Genomic DNA, 18,952 nt, shown 5'->3' with positions numbered 1-18,952 from the left:
AGGGGGGACCCTGTGGGAGAGTAGGACGCCGCCGAACTCCTTTTAGGAAGAGCCCCGTGCCCTTGTGGCACGGGGCTTTTTCGCGTTCCCAGGGGCGCCCGGCACCCCTGTGCGCTCGGCATCCGGGGCTGAGGGTAGGGTCAGGGGGCATCGTTGGCACGTTCTTGACACAGGAGGCCCCCGGGTGGAGGTCCAGGAGACCCGCGTTCAGACGGACCGGGTACTCACCATCCCCAACATCCTCAGCATGTTGCGCCTGGTCGGCGTACCCGTCTTCCTGTGGCTGATTCTCCGCCCCGAGTTCGGCGGGCCCGAGAGCGACGGCTGGGCATTGCTGGTCCTGATGTTCAGCGGCGTCAGCGACTACCTCGACGGCAAGCTCGCACGCCGCTGGAACCAGATCAGCAGCCTCGGCCGGCTGCTCGACCCGGCCGCCGACCGTCTCTACATTCTTTCCACTCTCGTCGGACTCACCTGGCGCGAGATCCTGCCTCTCTGGCTCACCATCGCCCTGCTCGCCCGCGAGCTGATGCTCCTCGTGATGGTCGGAATCCTGCGCCGGCACGGCTATCCGCCGCCCCAGGTGAACTTCCTCGGCAAGGCAGCCACGTTCAACCTCATGTACGCATTCCCCTTGTTGCTGCTCAGCGACGGGCATGGTTGGCTGGCAGAGGTGGCCACCGTTTTCGGATGGGCGTTCGCAGGGTGGGGTACAACCCTCTATTGGTGGGCAGGAATCTTGTACGTGGTTCAGGTCCGCCGCCTGGTCAAGGCGGATGCAGTAGCCGATTGAGCTTCGCTGATGTGGTGCCGTGCAACGCCGCCGGCCCGCGGCTGATGACACAGAAGCCGCCCTGACGGGCGAAGTCGGCTCGACCGTCGTCTCTCAAGGAGGACGTTTCCGACATGAAGGCCGTCGTAATGGCTGGCGGCGAAGGCACTCGCCTTCGCCCCATGACCTCGAGCATGCCCAAACCGCTCCTGCCCGTGGCCAATCGGCCGATCATGGAGCATGTGCTCCGGCTGCTGAAACGGCACGGGCTCAACGAGACGGTCGTGACCGTTCAGTTCCTAGCCTCCCTGGTGAAGAATTACTTCGGAGACGGCGAAGAGCTCGGCATGGAGCTGAGCTATGCCAATGAGGAGAAGCCGCTCGGCACCGCCGGCAGCGTGAAGAACGCCGAAGAGGCGCTGAAGGACGACACCTTCCTCGTCATTTCCGGTGACGCGCTCACCGACTTCGACCTCACGGATCTCATCGCCTTCCACAAGGAGAAAGGCGGCCTCGTCACCGTCTGCCTCACCCGCGTTCCCAATCCACTGGAATTCGGGATCACGATCGTGGACGAGCAGGGTCAGGTCGAACGCTTCCTGGAGAAGCCGACCTGGGGCCAGGTCTTCTCCGACACCGTGAACACGGGCATTTACGTCATGGAGCCCGAGGTCTTCAACTACGTCGAGGCCGATGCCTCGGTGGACTGGTCCGGGGACGTCTTCCCGCAGCTCATGAAGGAGGGCAAGCCCATCTACGGCTATGTCGCCGAGGGCTACTGGGAGGACGTGGGCACCCACGAGAGCTATGTGAAGGCCCAGGCCGACGTGCTGGAGCGCAAGGTCGACGTCGAAATCGACGGCTTCGAGATCTCGCCCGGGGTCTGGGTGGCCGAAGGCGCCGACGTGCACCCCGACGCCGTGCTGCGCGGCCCGCTGTACATCGGGGACTACGCAAAGGTCGAGGCCGGCGTGGAGATCCGCGAGCACACGGTCATCGGGTCCAACGTCGTCGTCAAGAGCGGCGCCTTCCTGCACAAGGCCGTGGTCCACGACAACGTGTACATCGGCGACCACAGCAACCTGCGCGGCTGTGTGGTCGGCAAGAACACCGACATCATGCGTGCCTCCCGGATCGAGGACGGCGCGGTCATCGGCGATGAATGCCTCGTCGGTGAGGAATCGATCATTCAGGGGAACGTCCGCGTCTACCCCTTCAAGACCATCGAGGCCGGCGCCTTCGTCAACACCTCGGTGATCTGGGAGTCCCGCGGCCAGGCCCACCTCTTCGGGGCACGCGGCGTCTCCGGCATCCTGAACGTCGAGATCACCCCCGAGCTCGCCGTCAGGCTGGCCGGTGCCTACGCGACGACGCTCAAGAAGGGCTCCACCGTCACCACCGCCCGGGACCACTCCCGAGGCGCACGGGCGCTCAAACGCGCCGTGATCTCCGCGCTCCAGGCCAGCGCCATCGACGTACGGGACCTGGAGAACGTGCCGCTGCCCGTCGCGCGTCAGCAGACCGCGCGCGGCAGCGCCGGCGGAATCATGATCCGTACGTCGCAGGGCGTGCCCGACTCCGTCGACATCATGTTCTTCGACGAACGCGGGGCGGACCTCTCTCAGGCGCGGCAGCGAAAGCTGGACCGCGTCTACGCCAGGCAGGAGTACCGGCGTGCCTTCCCCGGCGAGATCGGTGACATCTACTTCCCGTCCAGCGTCTTCGACTCGTACACCGGGTCACTGCTGCGCAACGTGGACACGACCGGGATCGCCGACGCCCAGCTGAAGGTCGTCGTCGACGCCTCCAACGGCAGCGCGGGACTCGTGCTGCCGAGCCTCCTCGGACGGCTGGGCGTGGACGCGCTGACCATCAACCCCGGCCTCGACGAGTCCCGGCCGACCGAGACGGCCGAGGCCCGGCGCAAGGGTCTCGTGCGCCTGGGCGAGATCGTCTCCTCGGCGCGGGCGGCCTTCGGCGTCCGCTTCGACCCCGTGGGCGAGCGGCTGTCCCTGGTGGACGAACGAGGCCGGATCGTGGAGGACGACCGGGCGCTGCTCGTCATGCTCGACCTCGTCGCCGCCGAGCGGCGCAGCGGGCGGGTGGCGCTCCCGGTCACCACGACCAGGGTCGCCGAGCAGGTCGCCGCGTACCACGGCACGCAGGTCGAGTGGACGACCACGTCGCCGGACGACCTGACCCGGGTGGGGCGTGAGGAAGGCACCATCTTCGGAGGAGACGGGCGCGGCGGCTTCATCGTTCCCGAATTCGCCAGTGTCTTCGACGGGACGGCCGCATTCGTGCGGCTCATCGGGCTCGTCGCCAGGACCCAGCTCACGCTGAGCCAGATCGACGCCCGCATCCCGCGCGCCCATGTCCTGCGCCGTGACCTGGCGACACCGTGGGCCGTGAAGGGCCTCGTCATGCGCCGGGTCGTGGAGGCGGCCGGCGACCGGGACGTCGACACGACGGACGGCGTGCGGGTCGTCGAGGCGGACGGGCGCTGGGTCATGGTGCTGCCGGACCCGGCCGAAGCCGTCACCCACCTGTGGGCCGAGGGGCCCGACGACGCCTCCGCCGAGGCGCTGCTCGACGAGTGGGCGGCGGTCGTGGACAGCGCGGGCAACTGAGGCCCGGCCGCGGGGGACGGGCGCGGGCATCGCCCGTCCCCCGCGCGGCTGAGCAGCCACAGGTGGGGCCATTCGGCGTAAGCCGCCGCGACATGCGACGATGTGCGGCATGTCGCAGCAGCCCCCCGGTCGGAGCACGGCCCCGCCGCCCAAACGCCCCGACGCGTCCATGCTGCTGCTGACCAACGTGATGGAGCACAGCCTGGACGACGGCTACGCCGAAGCGGCGGCGCGGCGCGAGGCGGAGGGGCGCGCCGGCCTGCCCCGTACGCTCAAAGCCAAGCTGGGGCTCGCCGCCTGCCTGGTCCTCGCCGCCCTCGTCGTCACGCTCGGCGCCGCCCAGGCCCGGGTGACCGCGCCGGTCCTGGCCAAGGAGAAGCAGGAGCTGATCGACCGCATCGACGCCGAGACGGCCGCCGCCGACACCCTGGAGACCCAGGTGGAAGAGGTCCGCGACGACGTCGGCGAGCGGCAGCGCAAGGCCCTGCAGGAGCACGGAGGAGACCAGGGCCAGCTGGTGGCGCTGCTCTCCGGGGCCACGCCCGTGCAGGGGCCGGGGCTCAAGGTCGTCGTGGACGACGCCGAGAACACCGAACAGGGCGGCGGCGGACCCCGCGAGACCAGCGGCTTCTCCGACACCGGACGGGTCAGGGACCGGGACATGCAGCGCGTCGTGAACGGGCTGTGGGAATCCGGCGCCGAGGCCATCGCCATCAACGGACAGCGGCTGACGGCCCTGTCGGCGATCCGGGCCGCGGGCGACGCCATACTGGTCGACAACAAACCGCTCGTGCCCCCGTACTCGGTGCTCGCGGTGGGGGACGGCAAGAAGCTGGGTACGGCCTTCCGGGACAGTGCCGACGGCCAGTACCTGCAGGCGCTGAAGGACACCTTCGACATCCGGACCAGCATCTCCGCGCAGGAGGAGCTGAGCCTTCCGGCCGCCCCGAGCCTGATCGTACGGACAGCAGAGCCATACAAGGCCGCAGACACAGGGAAGGGCACATCGTGATCGCCGTACTGGGCCTCGTCGTGGGAGTCGTGGTCGGACTGTTGGTCCGGCCCGAAGTTCCGGCGGTGGTCGAGCCCTACCTCCCCATCGCCGTCGTCGCCGCGCTCGACGCGGTGTTCGGCGGGCTGAGGGCCATGCTCGACGGCATCTTCGTCGACAAGGTCTTCGTGGTCTCGTTCCTCTCGAACGTGGTCGTGGCGGCCCTCATCGTCTTCCTGGGCGACAAGCTGGGCGTCGGAGCCCAGCTCTCCACGGGCGTGGTGGTCGTGCTGGGCATCCGGATCTTCTCCAACGCCGCGGCGATCCGCCGCCACGTCTTCCGGGCCTGATGCCGATGAGCAACGACGACATCAACGACGGCGGGGAGTCCCGGGCGGACACCCCGCGGGAACTCACCGGGCGTCAGCGGCTGAAGGCCGGCCTCTGGCCGCCCCGGGTGACCCGCGCCCAACTCATCGTCGCCCTCCTGCTGTTCGGCCTCGGCCTCGGGCTCGCCATCCAGGTGCGGTCCAACAGCGACGGCAACGCCCTGCGGGGTGCGCGCCAGGAGGACCTGGTGCGCATCCTGGACGAGGTGGACGACCGCACGCAGCGGCTGGAGGACGAGAAGCAGCGCCTCGACGCCCAGCGCACGGAGCTGGAGAACAGCTCCGACCAGGCCGAGGAGGCCCGGAAACAGACGGTCGAGAAGGAGCGGCAACTCGGCGTGCTCGCCGGGACCGTGGCGGCCCACGGCCCCGGGATCACCATGACGGTCAACGACACCGGCGGTGCCGTGCGGCCCGACATGCTGCTCGACGCCCTGCAGGAGCTCAGGGCGGCCGGCGCCGAGGCCGTCGAGGTCAACGGGGTCCGGGTGGTGGCCAATACGTACTTCTCCGGTGACGCGGGAGCCGTCAAGGTCGACGGACGCAAGATCACCGCCCCGTACGTCTTCAAGGTCATCGGCAAGCCGCAGGATCTGGAACCGGCGCTGAACATCCCCGGGGGTGTCGTGCAGACGCTGGAGAAGGAGCAGGCCACCGTGCATGTGCTGCGGGCCGACGACATTGTCGTGGACGCCTTGCGACCGGCGGAGCGGCCTGACTACGCTCGGTCGTCGGGCCAGTGATCCCCGGGCGCCCGGGCGTCGGGGAACACGAGCGGACGGTTGCGGGGGGTCGCCGCTTCGTAATCGTGGCGCGTGGTGGAAACTGTCGGGTGGATACGGACGTTGTGCAGATGTCCGGGTCGGCAGGTGTGTTCATTCAGGGTTCGTCCTGCCCCACGGGCGGGTCTGTTTCGGTCAAGGGGAATCGCCCGTGAAGTTGTTTGCGAAGTTGTTCGGCAAGAGCGCCCGCGATGAGGCCGCGCGTCATCGCGCGCCGCGCCATGGTCAGCCCGACGAGCAGGGCGCGGAGCGCCCGCTCTTCCGCGACCAGGTGACAGGCCAGGGGGGTGACTACCCGGGCGGTCCCGGCGCGTCGTCCGTTGACCCTGCCGGTCCCGGCCGCATAGGTTTCGGAGCCCCGAGCCAGGAGGCTTCGTCCATGCCGGTGTGTACGAGGTGCGGCCACCGCAATGCCGAGGCCAGCCGTTTCTGCTCCAACTGCGGTGCGCCGCTGCGGGGCGGAGTCCCGGAGCGCGCCTCGGAGACGACGTCGACCATCTCGATCTCGGGCCTCGAGGCGTACGAGGCGGAGGCCACCGGCCAGACCGCCCTGCCGTCGCTGTCGCCAGAGGCGCAGGCCGCCGTCGACGCCCTGCCGCTCGGCTCGGCGCTCCTAGTGGTGCGGCGCGGCCCCAACAGCGGCAGCCGCTTCCTGCTGGACGGTGAGCTGACCACGGCCGGCCGTCACCCGCAGAGCGACATCTTCCTGGACGACGTGACGGTCTCCCGCCGCCATGTGGAGTTCCGCCGGGGCGCCGACGGCAGCTTCACGGTCGGGGACGTCGGCAGCCTCAACGGCACCTATGTCAACCGTGAGCGGATCGACTCCGTCGCCCTGTCCAACGGCGACGAAGTGCAGATCGGCAAGTACCGGCTGGTCTTCTACGCGAGCCAGCGGGGCATCTGACCCGCCCCCGGACGCCGTCCGGGGGGAACCCCAGGAAGGTCCATGCTGAGAACACCGAGCGGCGGTGCCCGACACGGCACCGCCGCCGACGGCCGGCCGATGAGCATCGGCACGGTGCTCCTGCAGCTGCGGGAGGAGTTTCCCGAGGTCACCATCTCCAAGATCCGCTTTCTGGAGGCCGAAGGGCTCGTCGAACCGCAGCGGACCCCTTCCGGCTACCGGAAGTTCGTCGCCGCGGACGTCGAGCGGCTCGCCCAGGTGCTCCGGATGCAGCGGGACCACTATCTGCCGCTGAAGGTCATCCGCGAGCACCTGGACGCCCTGGCCCGCGGTGAGCAGGCCGCCCTGCCGTCCCCCGACGGGGAACCGCGGCAGGCGGACGGTGAGCCGGCCGGGGTGCCGGGCCGGGCCACCGCCGCGCGCATCGGCCGGGCCGAGCTCCTCGTCGCCGCGGAGGTCACCGAGAGCGATCTGGACGACTGGGAGTCGTACGGCCTGGTCGTGCCCACCGCGGACGGCGGGTACGACGCCGAGATGGTGACCGTCGCCAGGCTTGTGGCGGAACTGGGGCGATTCGGTCTGGAACCTCGTCACCTGAGGGCCGTCCGGGCCGCCGCCGACCGGGAGGCCGGGCTCATCGAGCAGATGGTCGCGCCGCTGCGCCGGCACCGGAATCCGCAGACCAGAGCCCATGCGGAGGCGACCGCGAAGGAGCTGGCTGAGCTCTCCGTACGGCTGCACTCCGCGCTCGTACAGACCGCCCTGCAGGTACGGCTGCACTGAAGGCGGACCAGCCCGACTACCCAAACCTGCCGAGCACGTCCTAGGGTTGCTGTGTGAACGAGCTCGACGTTGTGGGTGTCCGGGTGGAAATGCCCTCCAACCAGCCGATCGTGCTCCTGCGTGAAGTGGGAGGCGACCGGTACCTCCCCATTTGGATCGGTCCTGGTGAGGCGACCGCGATCGCCTTCGCCCAGCAGGGCATGGCTCCGGCCAGGCCGCTGACCCATGATCTCTTCAAGGATGTGCTCGAGGCCGTCGGCCAGGAGCTCACCGAGGTCCGGATCACGGACCTCCGCGAAGGGGTCTTCTACGCGGAGCTGGTCTTCGCCGGCGGTGTCGAGGTGAGCGCGCGGCCTTCCGACGCCATAGCCCTCGCCCTGCGCACCGGCACGCCGATCTACGGCAGTGACGGGGTGCTGGACGACGCGGGGATCGCGATCCCCGACGAGCAGGAGGACGAGGTGGAGAAATTCCGCGAGTTCCTCGATCAGATCTCTCCGGAGGACTTCGGGACGAACAACAGCCAGTGACGTCTCCGGGGCGGCCACCGGCACATCCGGTGAGCCTTTCCCCGTCAACGGTCACGCGAAACCACCCTCAGGGTGATTATCACTCGGCGTGCCGAGTGTGGCGATCGTTGACGCACCCCGGGTGACTGCCTACCTTCGAGTGGGCAGGTCAAGGACGGAGGTCGGCGTGAGAAACAGCGGCGACGGTACGGCAGCGGGTGCGCCGTATCCGCAGCAGGGGAGTACGGCCGGCCGGACCATCAGGCAGTCGGCTGCGCCGGCTGCGGCGGCGGGGGGCGGCGTGGCATCGGCCGACGACATCGGCTACCGCGGGCCCACGGCGTGCGCGGCGGCGGGGATCACGTACCGGCAGCTGGACTACTGGGCGCGCACCGGCCTCGTGGAGCCGAGCGTCCGCCCGGCTTACGGGTCGGGCACCCAGCGGCTATACAGCTTCCGGGACGTCGTCCTGCTGAAGATCGTGAAGCGCTTCCTCGACACCGGAGTGGCGCTCCAGAACATCCGGACCACCGTCCAGCACCTGCGGGCCCGGGGCTTCCAGGACCTGGAGCGGATGACGCTGATGAGCGACGGGGCCACGGTCTACGAGTGCTCCTCGCCCACCGAGGTGGTCGATCTGCTCCAGGGCGGTCAGGGCGTCTTCGGGATCGCCGTCGGTGTCGTGTGGCGCGACGTGGACGCCGCCCTGTCGCAGCTGCACGGGGAGCGCGTCGACACCGGCGAGACGCTGATCGGACACAACCCGGCCGACGAGCTCGCGCGGCGCCGCAACCGGGCCGTCTGAACCGCTGAGGGCCCGCCCCGGGGGGCGGGAATCGCGGGCGCCGGGCCGTGCTGGCGCGGCGATTGTCAGTGCCGTAGGGCAGCATCGGCTGATGTGAGAGCCGCGCCCACCATCCTGCATCTGGACATGGATGCCTTCTACGCCTCCGCGGAGCAGGCGGCCAAGCCCAGCCTGCGCGGCAAACCGGTCGTGGTGGGCGGGCTCGGGCCGCGCGGGGTCGTCGCGACCGCCTCGTACGAGGCACGGCGCTTCGGGGTGCACTCGGCGATGCCGATGGCGCAGGCCAGACGGCTCGCGCCGAACGCCGCCTATCTGGTCCCGCGCTTCACGCTGTACCGGTCGGTGAGCGACCAGGTCATGGAGCTCCTGGGCCGGCTCTCGCCGCTGGTGGAACCGCTCAGCCTGGACGAGGCGTTCGTGGACCTCGAAGCAGGCGGCACCGCCGACGACACCGCCTCCGCCCTGGAGATCGGCCGGGAACTGCGCGCGGCCATCCAGGCGGTCACCGGACTGAGCGGATCCGTCGGGCTCGCCGGCTCCAAGATGCTCGCCAAGATCGCCTCCGAGGAGGCCAAGCCCGACGGGATACGCCTGATCGAGCCGGGCACCGAGCGCGCGCACCTCGCGCCCATGCCGGTGCGCACCCTGCCCGGCGTCGGCCCCGCCACGGCGGACCATCTGCGCCGCGCCGGCATGACGACGGTCAACGACCTCGCCGAGGCGGGCGAGGCCGAGCTGATACGGCTGCTGGGCAAGGCGCACGGCGCCGCGCTGCACCGGATGGCCTACGGCTTCGACGACCGGCCGGTGGTCGCGGAGCGCGACGCGAAGTCCGTCTCCGTCGAGGACACCTTCGACATGGACCTGCACGACCGCGTCCGGGTGCGCACCGAGGTGGAGCGGCTGGCCGACCGGTGCGTCCAGCGCCTCAGGGGCGCGGGGCGCTCGGGGCGCACGGTGGTGCTCAAGGTGCGCAGGTACGACTTCTCCACGCTGACCCGCTCCGAGACGCTGCGCGGGCCGACGGACGACCCCGCGGTCGTCCGGGAGGCCGCCGCCCGGCTCCTGGAGGCGGTCGACACCACCGGCGGGGTGCGGCTGCTGGGCGTCGGCGTCACGGGGCTCGCCGACTACACCCAGGAGGACCTTTTCGCCCAGGCCGCCGGGGCGCGGGCGGCGGCAGCCCCGGAGGACGACGTGGCCGCGCCGCAGGAGGCCGCCGAGGCCCGCGCGGGCGCGGCGGACGACGGGCCGGGGGCGGAGGAGGCTGCCGCCGAGCAGTTGGCCGCTCGCCGCTGGCCCGCCGGGCACGACGTGCTCCACGAGGTCCACGGACACGGCTGGGTGCAGGGGAGCGGGGTCGGCCGGGTGACCGTGCGCTTCGAGGAACCGGGGGCGGCGGCCCCCGGCCGGGGGCGCCCGTTCCGCGTGGACGATCCCGCGCTGCGGCCCGCCGACCCCCTGCCGCTCGTCCCGGACCCGCCGGACTACTCCTCCTGGCCCGCCAGCCGGCCGAAGTCGCGGTCCGGGGCCGGTGCGCCGGGGGCGGCATCCAGGCCGTAGTGCCGGTAGAGCTGGAGTTCCTGCTCGGGGGAGAGGTGGCGGCCCACGCCGAAGTCCGGCGCGTCCTTGATCAGCGCCCGGTCGAAGGGGACACGGAGGGTGTCGTCCACGAATTCGCTGGGTTCCAGAGGGACGAAGGCGTCACGGCTGAAGAGCCCGGTGCGCACGGCCGCCCATTCGGGGACGCCGGTCGCGTCATCGAGGTACACCTCGTCCACGGTCCCGATCTTGGCGCCCTTGCGGTCGAACGCCTTGCGGCCGATCAGGCTGCGCGGGTCGATGTCGGTCTGCACGGTCCCTCCCACACGGGTCGCGGCTGGTCCACAGGGACTACAGAAATGCAGTTCCATGGTCTTGGCCACTCGAGAATTCCCGTCCTGTACCCCGCTGGTAGTCTGGTCATGGCTGCTGACCCCGTGCGGGAGAGTCGTCCGGAGCCGATCCGGAGGACGCCGAAGGAGCAAATCCTCCCCGGAATCTCTCAGGCCCCCGTACCGCACGGACGAGGTCACTCTGGAAAGCAGGGCGGGTTGTGCGCGGCCGATGGGCCGTACGGAGCCTCTCCCTCACCGACGGTGAAAGCCGGCGCCCGTGTGGTGCCGGTGAAGCTCTCAGGTTGAGATGACAGAGGGGGAGGCCGTCAGGGCACCCGGCGCCGCGGTGCCCCTCGCAGGTCGTGACAGACCAGGAGGCCTCCACCATGACCCCCCGACGCACCCCGCTCACGCAGCTGGAACAGGGCATTCCGTTCGAGCAGCGCCACATCGGCCCCGACGCCGAGGCGCAGGCGAAGATGCTCGCCCAGGTCGGCTACGGCTCGCTGGACGAGCTGACCGCAGCCGCCGTGCCGGACGTGATCAAGAGCGCCGAGGCGCTGGCACTGCCGGAGGCCAGGACCGAGGCCGAGGTGCTGGCCGAACTCCGCCGGCTCGCCGACCGCAACCAGGTCCTCGCTCCGATGATCGGGCTCGGCTACTACGGCACGTTCACCCCGCCGGTGATCCTGCGCAACGTCATGGAGAATCCGGCCTGGTACACGGCCTACACGCCGTACCAGCCGGAGATCTCCCAGGGCCGCCTCGAAGCCCTCCTGAACTTCCAGACGATGGTCGCCGAGCTCACCGGCCTGCCCACCTCCGGGGCCTCGCTGCTCGACGAGGGCACCGCCGCCGCCGAGGCCATGGCGCTCGCCCGGCGCGTCGGCAAGGTCAAGAACGGCGTCTTCCTGGTCGACGCCGACACCCTGCCGCAGACCGTCGCGGTCATCGAGACCCGCGCCGAGCCGACCGGCGTCGAGGTCGTCGTCGCCGACCTCACCGAGGGCATCCCGGCCGAGGTCGCCGAGCGCGGCGTCTTCGGCGTGCTCCTCCAGTACCCCGGCGCCTCCGGGGCCGTCCGGGACCTCAAGCCCGTGATCGACCGGGCGCACGAGCTGGGCGCGATCGTCACCGTCGCCGCCGACCTGCTGGCCCTCACGCTGCTCACCTCGCCCGGCGAGCTGGGCGCCGACATCGCCGTCGGCACCACGCAGCGCTTCGGCGTCCCGATGGGCTTCGGCGGCCCGCACGCCGGCTACATGGCGGTCCGCGACAAGTTCGCCCGCAGCCTGCCCGGCCGTCTGGTCGGCGTCTCCGTGGACGCCGACGGCAACAAGGCGTACCGCCTGGCCCTCCAGACCCGCGAGCAGCACATCCGCCGCGAGAAGGCCACCAGCAACATCTGCACCGCCCAGGTGCTGCTCGCCGTCATGGCCGGCATGTACGCCGTCTACCACGGCCCCGAGGGCCTGCGCACGATCGCCCGGCGCACCCACCGCTACGCCGCGATCCTCGCCGCGGGCCTGCGTGCCGCCGGCGTCGACGTGGTGACCGGTTCCTGCTTCGACACGCTCACCGTCCGGGTCCCCGGCAAGGCGGGCGAGGTCGTCGCCGGCGCCCGGGAGCGCGGGGTCAACCTGCGCCTGGTCGACGCCGACACCGTGTCGCTGGCCTGCGACGAGACGACGACCCGCACCCAGGTCGCCGCCGTCTGGGCCGCCTTCGGGGCCGACGGGGACGTCGAGGCGCTGGACGCCACCACCGAGGACGCGCTGCCCGAGGCGCTGCTGCGCACCGACACGATCCTCACCCACCCGGTCTTCCACCAGCACCGGTCCGAGACCGCGATGCTGCGCTACCTGCGCAGGCTCGCCGACCGCGACTACGCGCTGGACCGCGGCATGATCCCGCTCGGCTCCTGCACCATGAAGCTGAACGCGACCGCGGAGATGGAGTCGATCACCTGGCCCGAGTTCGGCGCGCTGCACCCGTTCGCGCCCGCCGAGCAGGCGCAGGGCTTCCTGACGCTCATTCGCGAGCTGGAGGAGCGGCTGGCCGAGGTCACCGGTTACGACGCGGTGTCCATCCAGCCGAACGCCGGCTCGCAGGGCGAGTTCGCGGGGCTGCTGGCCGTCCGCGCGTACCACCGCGCCAACGGCGACGAGAACCGGACCGTCTGTCTGATCCCGTCCTCCGCGCACGGCACCAACGCCGCGAGCGCCGTGATGGCCGGCATGAAGGTGGTCGTCGTCAAGACCGCCGACGACGGCGAGGTCGACATCGAGGACCTGCGCGCCAAGATCACGCAGTACCGCGACGAGCTGGCCGTGCTCATGATCACCTACCCGTCGACGCACGGCGTCTTCGAGGAGCACGTCGCCGACATCTGCGCCGAGGTGCACGACGCCGGCGGCCAGGTCTACGTCGACGGCGCCAACCTCAACGCCCTGGTCGGCCTGGCCAAGCCCGGCCGGTTCGGCGGCGACGTCTCGCACCTGAACCTGCACAAGACCTTCTGCATCCCGCACGGCGGCGGCGGCCCCGGCGTCGGCCCGGTCGGTGTGCGCGCCCACCTGGCGCCGTACCTGCCCAACCACCCGCTGCAGCCCGCGGCGGGCCCGGAGACCGGTGTCGGCCCGATCTCGGCGGCCCCCTGGGGCTCCGCCGGCATCCTCCCGATCTCGTGGGCGTACGTACGCCTGATGGGCGGCGAGGGCCTGAAGCGGGCGACGCAGGTGGCCGTACTCGCGGCCAACTACATCGCCAAGCGTCTCGAACCGCACTACCCGATCCTCTACAACGGCCCGGCCGGTCTGGTGGCGCACGAGTGCATCGTGGACCTCCGGCCGATCTCCAAGGCGACCGGCGTCAGCATCGACGACGTCGCCAAGCGGCTCATCGACTACGGCTTCCACTCGCCGACCATGTCGTTCCCCGTCGCCGGCACGCTGATGATCGAGCCGACCGAGAGCGAGGACCTCGCGGAGCTGGACCGCTTCTGCGACACGATGATCGCGATCCGCGCCGAGATCGAGAAGGTGGCGTCTGGGGAGTGGAGCGTGGACGACAACCCGCTCGCCAACGCCCCGCACACCGCCGCAGCGCTGGGCGGGGAGTGGGAGCACGCGTACAGCCGCGAGGTGGCGGTCTTCCCGGCCGGTGTTTCGGCCGCCGACAAGTACTGGCCGCCGGTGCGGCGGATCGACGGTGCTTTCGGTGACCGCAACCTCGTCTGCTCGTGCCCGCCCCTGGACGAGTACGACAACTGATCGGGTGAGCGAAGCGGTGTGACGCGGACACGCGTCGGGGCCGGTGCGGAGACTTCTCCGGCCGGCCCCTTTTCCGTACCGGGCCGCTCAGGCGGCCTTGACCACCCGGCTTGCCGCCAGGGGCCTGTGCGGGGCGATGATCTGCCCGTCCGGAAGCAGCTCACCGGTGTCCTCGAAGAGCAGGACGCCGTTGCACAGCAGGCTCCAGCCCTGCTCCGGGTGGTGGGCCACCTGGCGGGCGGCTTCCCGGTCGGCTGAGTCGGCTGTCGGGCAGGGTGGCTGATGCTGGCACATGGATGGGTTCTTTCGCTGCGTCGAGTTGAGTGGCCTGCGGTGTGACGAGGTGTTCATGACCGCCCCCGTGTCGATCGGTCGCATCCCAGTGTTGCCCCACGGGCGACAATCCGCAGGGATTTCGCCGCAGCGCTTCCACTCCTCCCATGACGCGTCACCCACCCGGACGGTTCAGCTCAACTGCACTGTCATTTCGGGGGGTTAGGGGTAGCCGGATGGGGCTAGTCCGGATGGGCGGGGTGTCGTACGCGCGTCCGCGTGCGGTGCCCCGCCGCCGGAAGGGGCGACGGGGCACCGCACGCGGACGGGAGGCCGCGGGCCTCAGGCCGGGGCCGGCGAGCCCAGCAGCGGGCCGGGGCCGGGGGTGATGCGGGTGGTGATCACCGGCAGCAGGTCGGCGGCCCGGTGCGGCCGGTGGGCGGCGAAGCCGGGAGGCGCCGGGGACAGCGGTACGAGCACGTCGTCCGGGCCGGGTGCGCCGCAGGAGGCGTCCGCCGTGGGGTCGCCGTGCAGCCACAGGGCCAGCATGTAGAGGTCGGGGATGGACAGCAGCCTCGGCTGGTAGGGGCCGCTCATCCCCTCCGCCTGGCGCAGCGCCAGCTCCGTCGAGGCGATGTACGGGCCCTCGAAGAAGTGCGAGAAGGCCCAGCCGTCCGCGGTGAGCATGGTGTCCGCCGCCGCCACCGCCCGCTCCGCGCTGCGGATCTGGAAGCGCCAGGCGGCGAGCCGGGTGGCGGGTGCGACATCGCCCGGGGCGACGCCCAGCACATGGACGGGGAGCGGGTGTTCGGGGCTCAGGGGTCCCTGGGCGGACCGCAGGGCGGGCGTGCGGGCCTCGCGGACGGCGGTCGGTGAACCGAGCGCCGCGAGAACGCTGCGCAGCGCGGGCGCGGGGGCCGGGGGAACATGCAGCGGCATATTGGGTCGCCTCTCACTTCGGAGACACGGTGGTGCGCGGGCGGGTGCGGACGGCGTTGTCGGCGTGCGGGGCCAGAGGAGGCCGGTGACTGAGCCGGTGCGTCAACTCTCTGCCTCGTCCGCGGAGTTTATACGACACGTGTTCACGCGGTGTTTCCACTAGCCGCCACGGCTATTGCCGGCAAGGCGGTATCCGGACTTTATTATGCGGAGATCATGCTGATTCGGCGCGAGCGGCGCAGCCGCCGCCTCGGGTTTTTCCCGCGCTGCGGTCGGCCGAAACCCGTCGGGGCTTTACGAGCCCGCCGTACGGGGAAACGGCCCGGTGCGTCATGCCGAGTGAATGTGCCCGCGGCCCCGGCGCTCAGATTAGCGTGTGTGCGCCGTCCGCGGGGCGTTACGGATCACGTCCTGCGGGCATTATCGATCGTGATGCGGGCGGCCCGGGCCGCGTGCCGGCCATGTGAGGAGGACACTTCGATGGGGGAGAAGGTCGTCGCGGGCGCCTTTGACCTGTCCGACCGGCAGAGGTACCGGAAGAAACTGCAGCAGTGCCTGGAGGCGCTGTCCGGGCTCCTGGCCGAGCGGCGGTTCGACCGGCCGCGCAACCTCATGGGCATGGAGATCGAACTCAATCTCACGGGCGCCGACGCCATGCCGAAGATGTTGAATGGGCAGGTGCTGGAGCGCATCGCGAGTCACGATTTCCAGACGGAACTGGCGATGTTCAATCTTGAGGTGAACATAGTCCCTCATCATCTGTCGGGGCGTGTATTGGATCAGTTGGCCGAGGAGCTGCGGGCCGGGCTCGGATATGCCGACCGGAAGGCCGGGGAAGTCGACGCCGGGATCATGATGATCGGAATCCTGCCGACGCTCGGCCGTGCCGACATGGTCCGGTCCAATCTCTCCGACGTCGACCGCTACACCCTCCTGAACGATCAAATGCTGGCGGCGCGCGGCGAGAGTTTCTCGCTCGATATCGAAGGCGTGGAGCGGCTGGTCGCCACCGCCGGTTCGATCACCCCGGAGGCGGCCTGCACCTCGCTGCAGCTGCATCTCCAGGTCACTCCGGAACGCTTCGCCGACGTGTGGAACGCGGCGCAGGCCGTCGCCGCCGTCCAGGTGGCCCTGGGCGCCAACTCGCCGTTCCTCTTCGGCCGGGAGGTGTGGCGGGAGTCGCGCCCACCGCTGTTCGAGCAGGCCACGGACACCCGGCCGCCCGAACTGCGCAACCAGGGCGTGCGGCCCAGGACCTGGTTCGGGGAGAAGTGGGTCGGCTCGGTCGAGGAGCTCTTCGAGGAGAACCTGCGGTACTTCCCGCCGCTCCTGCCCATCTGCGACGAGGAGGAGCCCCTGCGCGTCCTCGCCGACGGCGGGGTGCCCCAGCTGAAGGAGCTGGTCCTCCACAACGGCACGGTCTACCGGTGGAACCGCCCGGTGTACGGGATCGCCGACGGCGTCCCGCACCTGCGCGTGGAGAACCGGGTGCTGCCCGCGGGCCCGACCGTCGCCGACGTCATCGCCAACACCGCGCTCTACTACGGCCTGGTGCGGGCGCTGGCGGACGAGTCGCGTCCGGTGTGGACCCGGATGCCGTTCTCCGCCGCCGCGGAGAACTTCGAGACCGCGTGCCGCCACGGCATCGAGGCCGAGCTGCTGTGGCCCCGGCCCGGCCGTTCCGGCGGGCTGACCCGGGTGCCGGTGACGAAGCTGGTGCGCGACGAGCTGCTGCCGCTCGCCGCCGCCGGGCTCGACGGCTGGAACATCGAGCCGGCGGACCGGGACCACTACCTCGGGATCATCGAGGGGCGCTGCAAGCGGCGGACGAACGGCGCGTCCTGGCAGGCGGACACCTACCACCGGGCGCGCGAGGCCGGCCTGGACCGGGGCGCCGCGCTCGCCGCGATGACCCGGCGCTACGGCGAGCTGATGCAGGGCGGCGACCCGGTGCACACCTGGCCGGCGGGCATCCCGGCGCCCTGACGGCCGGCCGGTCCGCCGCGGCCGGCCGCGCCCGCCCGCCGGCCGCGCGGGCGCCTGGCACGCCGTCATCACCTCCTGGTTTTCCGCTGTCTCGTCCGGTTCCCCGCTGTCCGCCTCCGACCCGACCGCTCGGCCCGGTCCGCCCCGTCCGTCGATGGCCGCGTCCGCCGGCGGTGCGGCGGGCGGTCCCCGCCTCCGGTCGCCGCGCGGTCATCGGGCAAGCTGTGACCTCCCATGCCGGTGGTGCCCCTCCTTGAGGACGTACGAGGAAAAGGGGGACCACGCCATCGGCAATGGCGCTCGTCCCCCGACCGGTCGCGCATGATCTTCGTGCCTGCGTTCGAGGCCCCGGCGGGGTGGCGAGGGGCGTGGGACACGAACGCACAACTGAGGGCAGGTGTACAGGTGGAGGCGGGGCGCGTGGCTGATTCTTTTCCCCAGGAGACCGTGTCACGACGGATTCTCCGGTCCGAGACGGTGCTGGTCCTGGCCCTCTCGCTGGGGGCGAGTGGTGTGTCCGCCCTCATCAGCTTTGTCGGATCACTGACGAAACCAGGGGGGTTGAAGGATCAGGCGGCGACCCTCAACAGCTCGGCCGCCCCGGGCCGCCCCTGGCTGGATCTCGCCTGGCAGCTCTTCGGCATCACGACCGCGCTGGTGCCCGTCGCACTCGTCGCGCATCTGCTCATCCGCGAAGGGGCCGGGCTGCGGGTCCTCGGCTTCGACCGCACCCGGCCCGGGCAGGACGTGGCACGGGGCGCGGTCGTCGCGGCGGGCATCGGCAGTGCCGGGCTGGCCTTCTACCTGGTGGCCAGGGCGGCGGGCTTCAACCTCACCGTCGTCCCGGAGTCACTGCCCGACGTGTGGTGGAAGTTCCCCGTGCTCATCCTGTCGGCCCTCCAGAACGCCGTACTGGAGGAAGTGATCGTCGTCGGATACCTGCTGCGCCGGCTGGGGCAGCTGGGCTGGACGCCGACGGCGGCGCTGCTGGCGAGCTCGGTGCTGCGCGGCTCGTACCACCTCTACCAGGGCGTCGGCGGGTTCATCGGCAACATGGTGATGGGCGTCGTCTTCGTGCTGCTGTACCGGCGCTGGCAGCGGGTGGGCCCGCTCGTCGCGGCGCACGCGCTCCTGGACATCGGCGCGTTCGTCGGTTACGCGCTGCTCGCCGGGAAGGTGGGCTGGCTGCCCACGCCGTGAGCCCCCCGGGTCACGGGCCGACGAGCAGTTCGCCGTCCAGCACCGTGACCGCGCGGCCCGTCAGCAGGGTGCGCGCGCCGCGCAGCGAGGTGTGGACGAGACCGGAGCGGGCGGAGACCTGCAGCCCGGTCAGCCGGTCGCGGCCGAGCCGGGCCGACCAGAACGGGGCCAGAGCGGTGTGCGCGCTGCCGGTCACCGGGTCCTCGTCGATGCCCACGGCCGGGAAGAAGCCGCGCGAGACGTAGTCGTACGCACGCGCCGGCGTGGCGGCGGCCGTGGCGATGACGCCGCGCCGCGAGAGCGCGGCCAGCGCCGCGAAGTCCGGGGCCAGGCCCCGTACGGTCGCCTCGTCCCGCAGCTCCACCAGCAGGTCCCCGACCTGCGCGCCCGTGTCGTGCACGGACAGCGGCTCCGCGCCCAGGGCCTCGGCGAGACCGTCCGGGGCGGGCTCGGGCGTCAGCGGGGCGGTCGGGAAGTCGAGCGTGAGCGAACCGTCCGGGTGGGCGGCCGACGTCAGCGTGCCGCACCGGGCGGCGAAGCGGACCGTGCCGGTCGCGGCGCCCGTGGTGTGCAGGACGTGGGCCGTGGCCAGGGTGGCGTGGCCGCACATGTCCACCTCGGTGACCGGCGTGAACCACCGCAGCGCCCAGTCCGCGTCGCCGCCCGGCGGCACTGGATGGGCGAACGCGGTCTCGGAGAGGTTCAGTTCGGCGGCGACCCGCTGGAGGAAGGCGTCCTCGGGGAAGCCCTCGGGGCCGAACAGCAGGACACCGGCGGGGTTGCCGGTGAAGGGGCGGTCGGTGAACGCGTCCACGGTGCGAATCCTCATAGGCCGAC

General features: G+C 71.1%; 17 protein-coding genes and 1 riboswitch. Of the genes, 13 read left to right on the top strand and 4 right to left on the bottom strand.

Annotated features, from left to right (window positions below; translation table 11 throughout):
• The first annotated feature begins 184 nt into the window (after positions 1–184).
• The 10 genes from FKN01_RS18305 (at position 185) to FKN01_RS18260 (ending at position 10,131) form a co-directional block, all read left to right on the top strand.
• Complete coding sequence (locus FKN01_RS18305) at positions 185–793, top strand: CDP-alcohol phosphatidyltransferase family protein (RefSeq protein ID WP_143621902.1); 609 nt, start codon at positions 185–187, stop codon at positions 791–793.
• A 113-nt stretch (positions 794–906) separates the two neighbouring features.
• On the top strand, positions 907–3,402 hold the full coding sequence (locus tag FKN01_RS18300; protein ID WP_143621900.1) for a mannose-1-phosphate guanyltransferase: 2,496 nt from the start codon (positions 907–909) through the stop codon (positions 3,400–3,402).
• A gap of 109 nt (positions 3,403–3,511) precedes the next feature.
• Entirely contained in the window at positions 3,512–4,414 is a 903-nt protein-coding gene (locus FKN01_RS18295) for a DUF881 domain-containing protein (RefSeq protein ID WP_143621898.1), read from the top strand.
• A complete protein-coding gene (locus FKN01_RS18290) occupies positions 4,411–4,743 on the top strand; it encodes a small basic family protein (RefSeq protein WP_003970459.1) in 333 nt (110 codons plus the stop codon). Before FKN01_RS18295 ends, FKN01_RS18290 begins: the two co-directional genes overlap by 4 nt.
• Before the next feature lie 5 nt (positions 4,744–4,748).
• Positions 4,749–5,525: a DUF881 domain-containing protein gene (locus tag FKN01_RS18285; protein ID WP_143621896.1), complete on the top strand. Its 777-nt coding sequence runs from the start codon at positions 4,749–4,751 to the stop codon at positions 5,523–5,525.
• An 82-nt stretch (positions 5,526–5,607) separates the two neighbouring features.
• A complete protein-coding gene (locus FKN01_RS18280) occupies positions 5,608–6,471 on the top strand; it encodes a zinc-ribbon and FHA domain-containing protein (RefSeq protein WP_260696942.1) in 864 nt (287 codons plus the stop codon).
• A gap of 42 nt (positions 6,472–6,513) precedes the next feature.
• Entirely contained in the window at positions 6,514–7,254 is a 741-nt protein-coding gene (locus FKN01_RS18275) for a MerR family transcriptional regulator (protein ID WP_143621892.1), read from the top strand.
• Between the two features lie 53 nt (positions 7,255–7,307).
• On the top strand, positions 7,308–7,784 hold the full coding sequence (locus FKN01_RS18270; protein WP_026171779.1) for a bifunctional nuclease family protein: 477 nt from the start codon (positions 7,308–7,310) through the stop codon (positions 7,782–7,784).
• 166 nt (positions 7,785–7,950) lie between these two features.
• Complete coding sequence (locus FKN01_RS18265; protein ID WP_143621890.1) at positions 7,951–8,568, top strand: MerR family transcriptional regulator; 618 nt, start codon at positions 7,951–7,953, stop codon at positions 8,566–8,568.
• Between the two features lie 93 nt (positions 8,569–8,661).
• Positions 8,662–10,131 carry a DNA polymerase IV gene (locus FKN01_RS18260; RefSeq protein WP_143621888.1) on the top strand — a complete coding sequence of 490 codons (1,470 nt, stop codon included), beginning with the start codon at positions 8,662–8,664 and terminating at the stop codon, positions 10,129–10,131.
• Here FKN01_RS18260 and FKN01_RS18255 read toward each other — a convergent pair.
• The gene (locus FKN01_RS18255; protein ID WP_143621886.1) at positions 10,056–10,424 is read right to left on the bottom strand and encodes a PRC-barrel domain-containing protein; all 369 of its coding nucleotides are present in this window, start codon (positions 10,422–10,424) and stop codon (positions 10,056–10,058) included. The two genes, FKN01_RS18260 and FKN01_RS18255, sit on opposite strands and share 76 nt — an antisense overlap.
• A gap of 116 nt (positions 10,425–10,540) precedes the next feature.
• A riboswitch (glycine riboswitch) is annotated at positions 10,541–10,638 on the top strand.
• A gap of 193 nt (positions 10,639–10,831) precedes the next feature.
• Here FKN01_RS18255 and gcvP point away from each other — a divergent pair.
• Positions 10,832–13,717, top strand: coding sequence for an aminomethyl-transferring glycine dehydrogenase (gene gcvP / locus FKN01_RS18250; protein ID WP_143621884.1), 2,886 nt, complete (start codon positions 10,832–10,834; stop codon positions 13,715–13,717).
• Positions 13,718–13,804: 87 nt separating this feature from the next.
• Here gcvP and FKN01_RS18245 read toward each other — a convergent pair whose 3' ends face one another.
• Both FKN01_RS18245 and FKN01_RS18240 read right to left on the bottom strand, forming a co-directional pair.
• Positions 13,805–14,011 (bottom strand): DUF5999 family protein, encoded by a 207-nt coding sequence (locus FKN01_RS18245; RefSeq protein WP_073969024.1) that lies wholly within the window; start codon positions 14,009–14,011, stop codon positions 13,805–13,807.
• A 321-nt stretch (positions 14,012–14,332) separates the two neighbouring features.
• A complete protein-coding gene (locus tag FKN01_RS18240) occupies positions 14,333–14,929 on the bottom strand; it encodes a hypothetical protein (protein WP_143621882.1) in 597 nt (198 codons plus the stop codon).
• 480 nt (positions 14,930–15,409) lie between these two features.
• Here FKN01_RS18240 and FKN01_RS18235 point away from each other — a divergent pair, with 480 nt between their 5' ends.
• Both FKN01_RS18235 and FKN01_RS18230 read left to right on the top strand, forming a co-directional pair.
• Positions 15,410–16,915, top strand: coding sequence for a glutamate-cysteine ligase family protein (locus FKN01_RS18235; RefSeq protein WP_143621880.1), 1,506 nt, complete (start codon positions 15,410–15,412; stop codon positions 16,913–16,915).
• Between the two features lie 420 nt (positions 16,916–17,335).
• Positions 17,336–18,115: a CPBP family intramembrane glutamic endopeptidase gene (locus FKN01_RS18230; protein ID WP_260696941.1), complete on the top strand. Its 780-nt coding sequence runs from the start codon at positions 17,336–17,338 to the stop codon at positions 18,113–18,115.
• A 10-nt stretch (positions 18,116–18,125) separates the two neighbouring features.
• Here the strand turns inward: FKN01_RS18230 and FKN01_RS18225 are convergent, their stop codons facing one another.
• Positions 18,126–18,944 (bottom strand): PhzF family phenazine biosynthesis protein, encoded by an 819-nt coding sequence (locus FKN01_RS18225; protein ID WP_143621876.1) that lies wholly within the window; start codon positions 18,942–18,944, stop codon positions 18,126–18,128.
• Between the last annotated feature and the right edge of the window lie 8 nt (positions 18,945–18,952).

The organism is Streptomyces sp. 130 (genome assembly GCF_007096885.1).
Taxonomy (GTDB): domain Bacteria; phylum Actinomycetota; class Actinomycetes; order Streptomycetales; family Streptomycetaceae; genus Streptomyces.
This window is presented reverse-complemented; position numbering and strand designations above follow the sequence as displayed.

Coding starts and splice junctions, on each gene's coding strand:
- FKN01_RS18245 (WP_073969024.1), bottom strand. CDS start 14,011: ATGTGCCAGCATCAGCCACCCTGCCCGACAGCCGACTCAGCCGACCGG.
- FKN01_RS18285 (WP_143621896.1), top strand. CDS start 4,749: ATGAGCAACGACGACATCAACGACGGCGGGGAGTCCCGGGCGGACACC.
- FKN01_RS18240 (WP_143621882.1), bottom strand. CDS start 14,929: ATGCCGCTGCATGTTCCCCCGGCCCCCGCGCCCGCGCTGCGCAGCGTT.
- FKN01_RS18300 (WP_143621900.1), top strand. CDS start 907: ATGAAGGCCGTCGTAATGGCTGGCGGCGAAGGCACTCGCCTTCGCCCC.
- FKN01_RS18295 (WP_143621898.1), top strand. CDS start 3,512: ATGTCGCAGCAGCCCCCCGGTCGGAGCACGGCCCCGCCGCCCAAACGC.
- FKN01_RS18225 (WP_143621876.1), bottom strand. CDS start 18,944: ATGAGGATTCGCACCGTGGACGCGTTCACCGACCGCCCCTTCACCGGC.
- FKN01_RS18235 (WP_143621880.1), top strand. CDS start 15,410: ATGGGGGAGAAGGTCGTCGCGGGCGCCTTTGACCTGTCCGACCGGCAG.
- gcvP (WP_143621884.1), top strand. CDS start 10,832: ATGACCCCCCGACGCACCCCGCTCACGCAGCTGGAACAGGGCATTCCG.
- FKN01_RS18275 (WP_143621892.1), top strand. CDS start 6,514: ATGCTGAGAACACCGAGCGGCGGTGCCCGACACGGCACCGCCGCCGAC.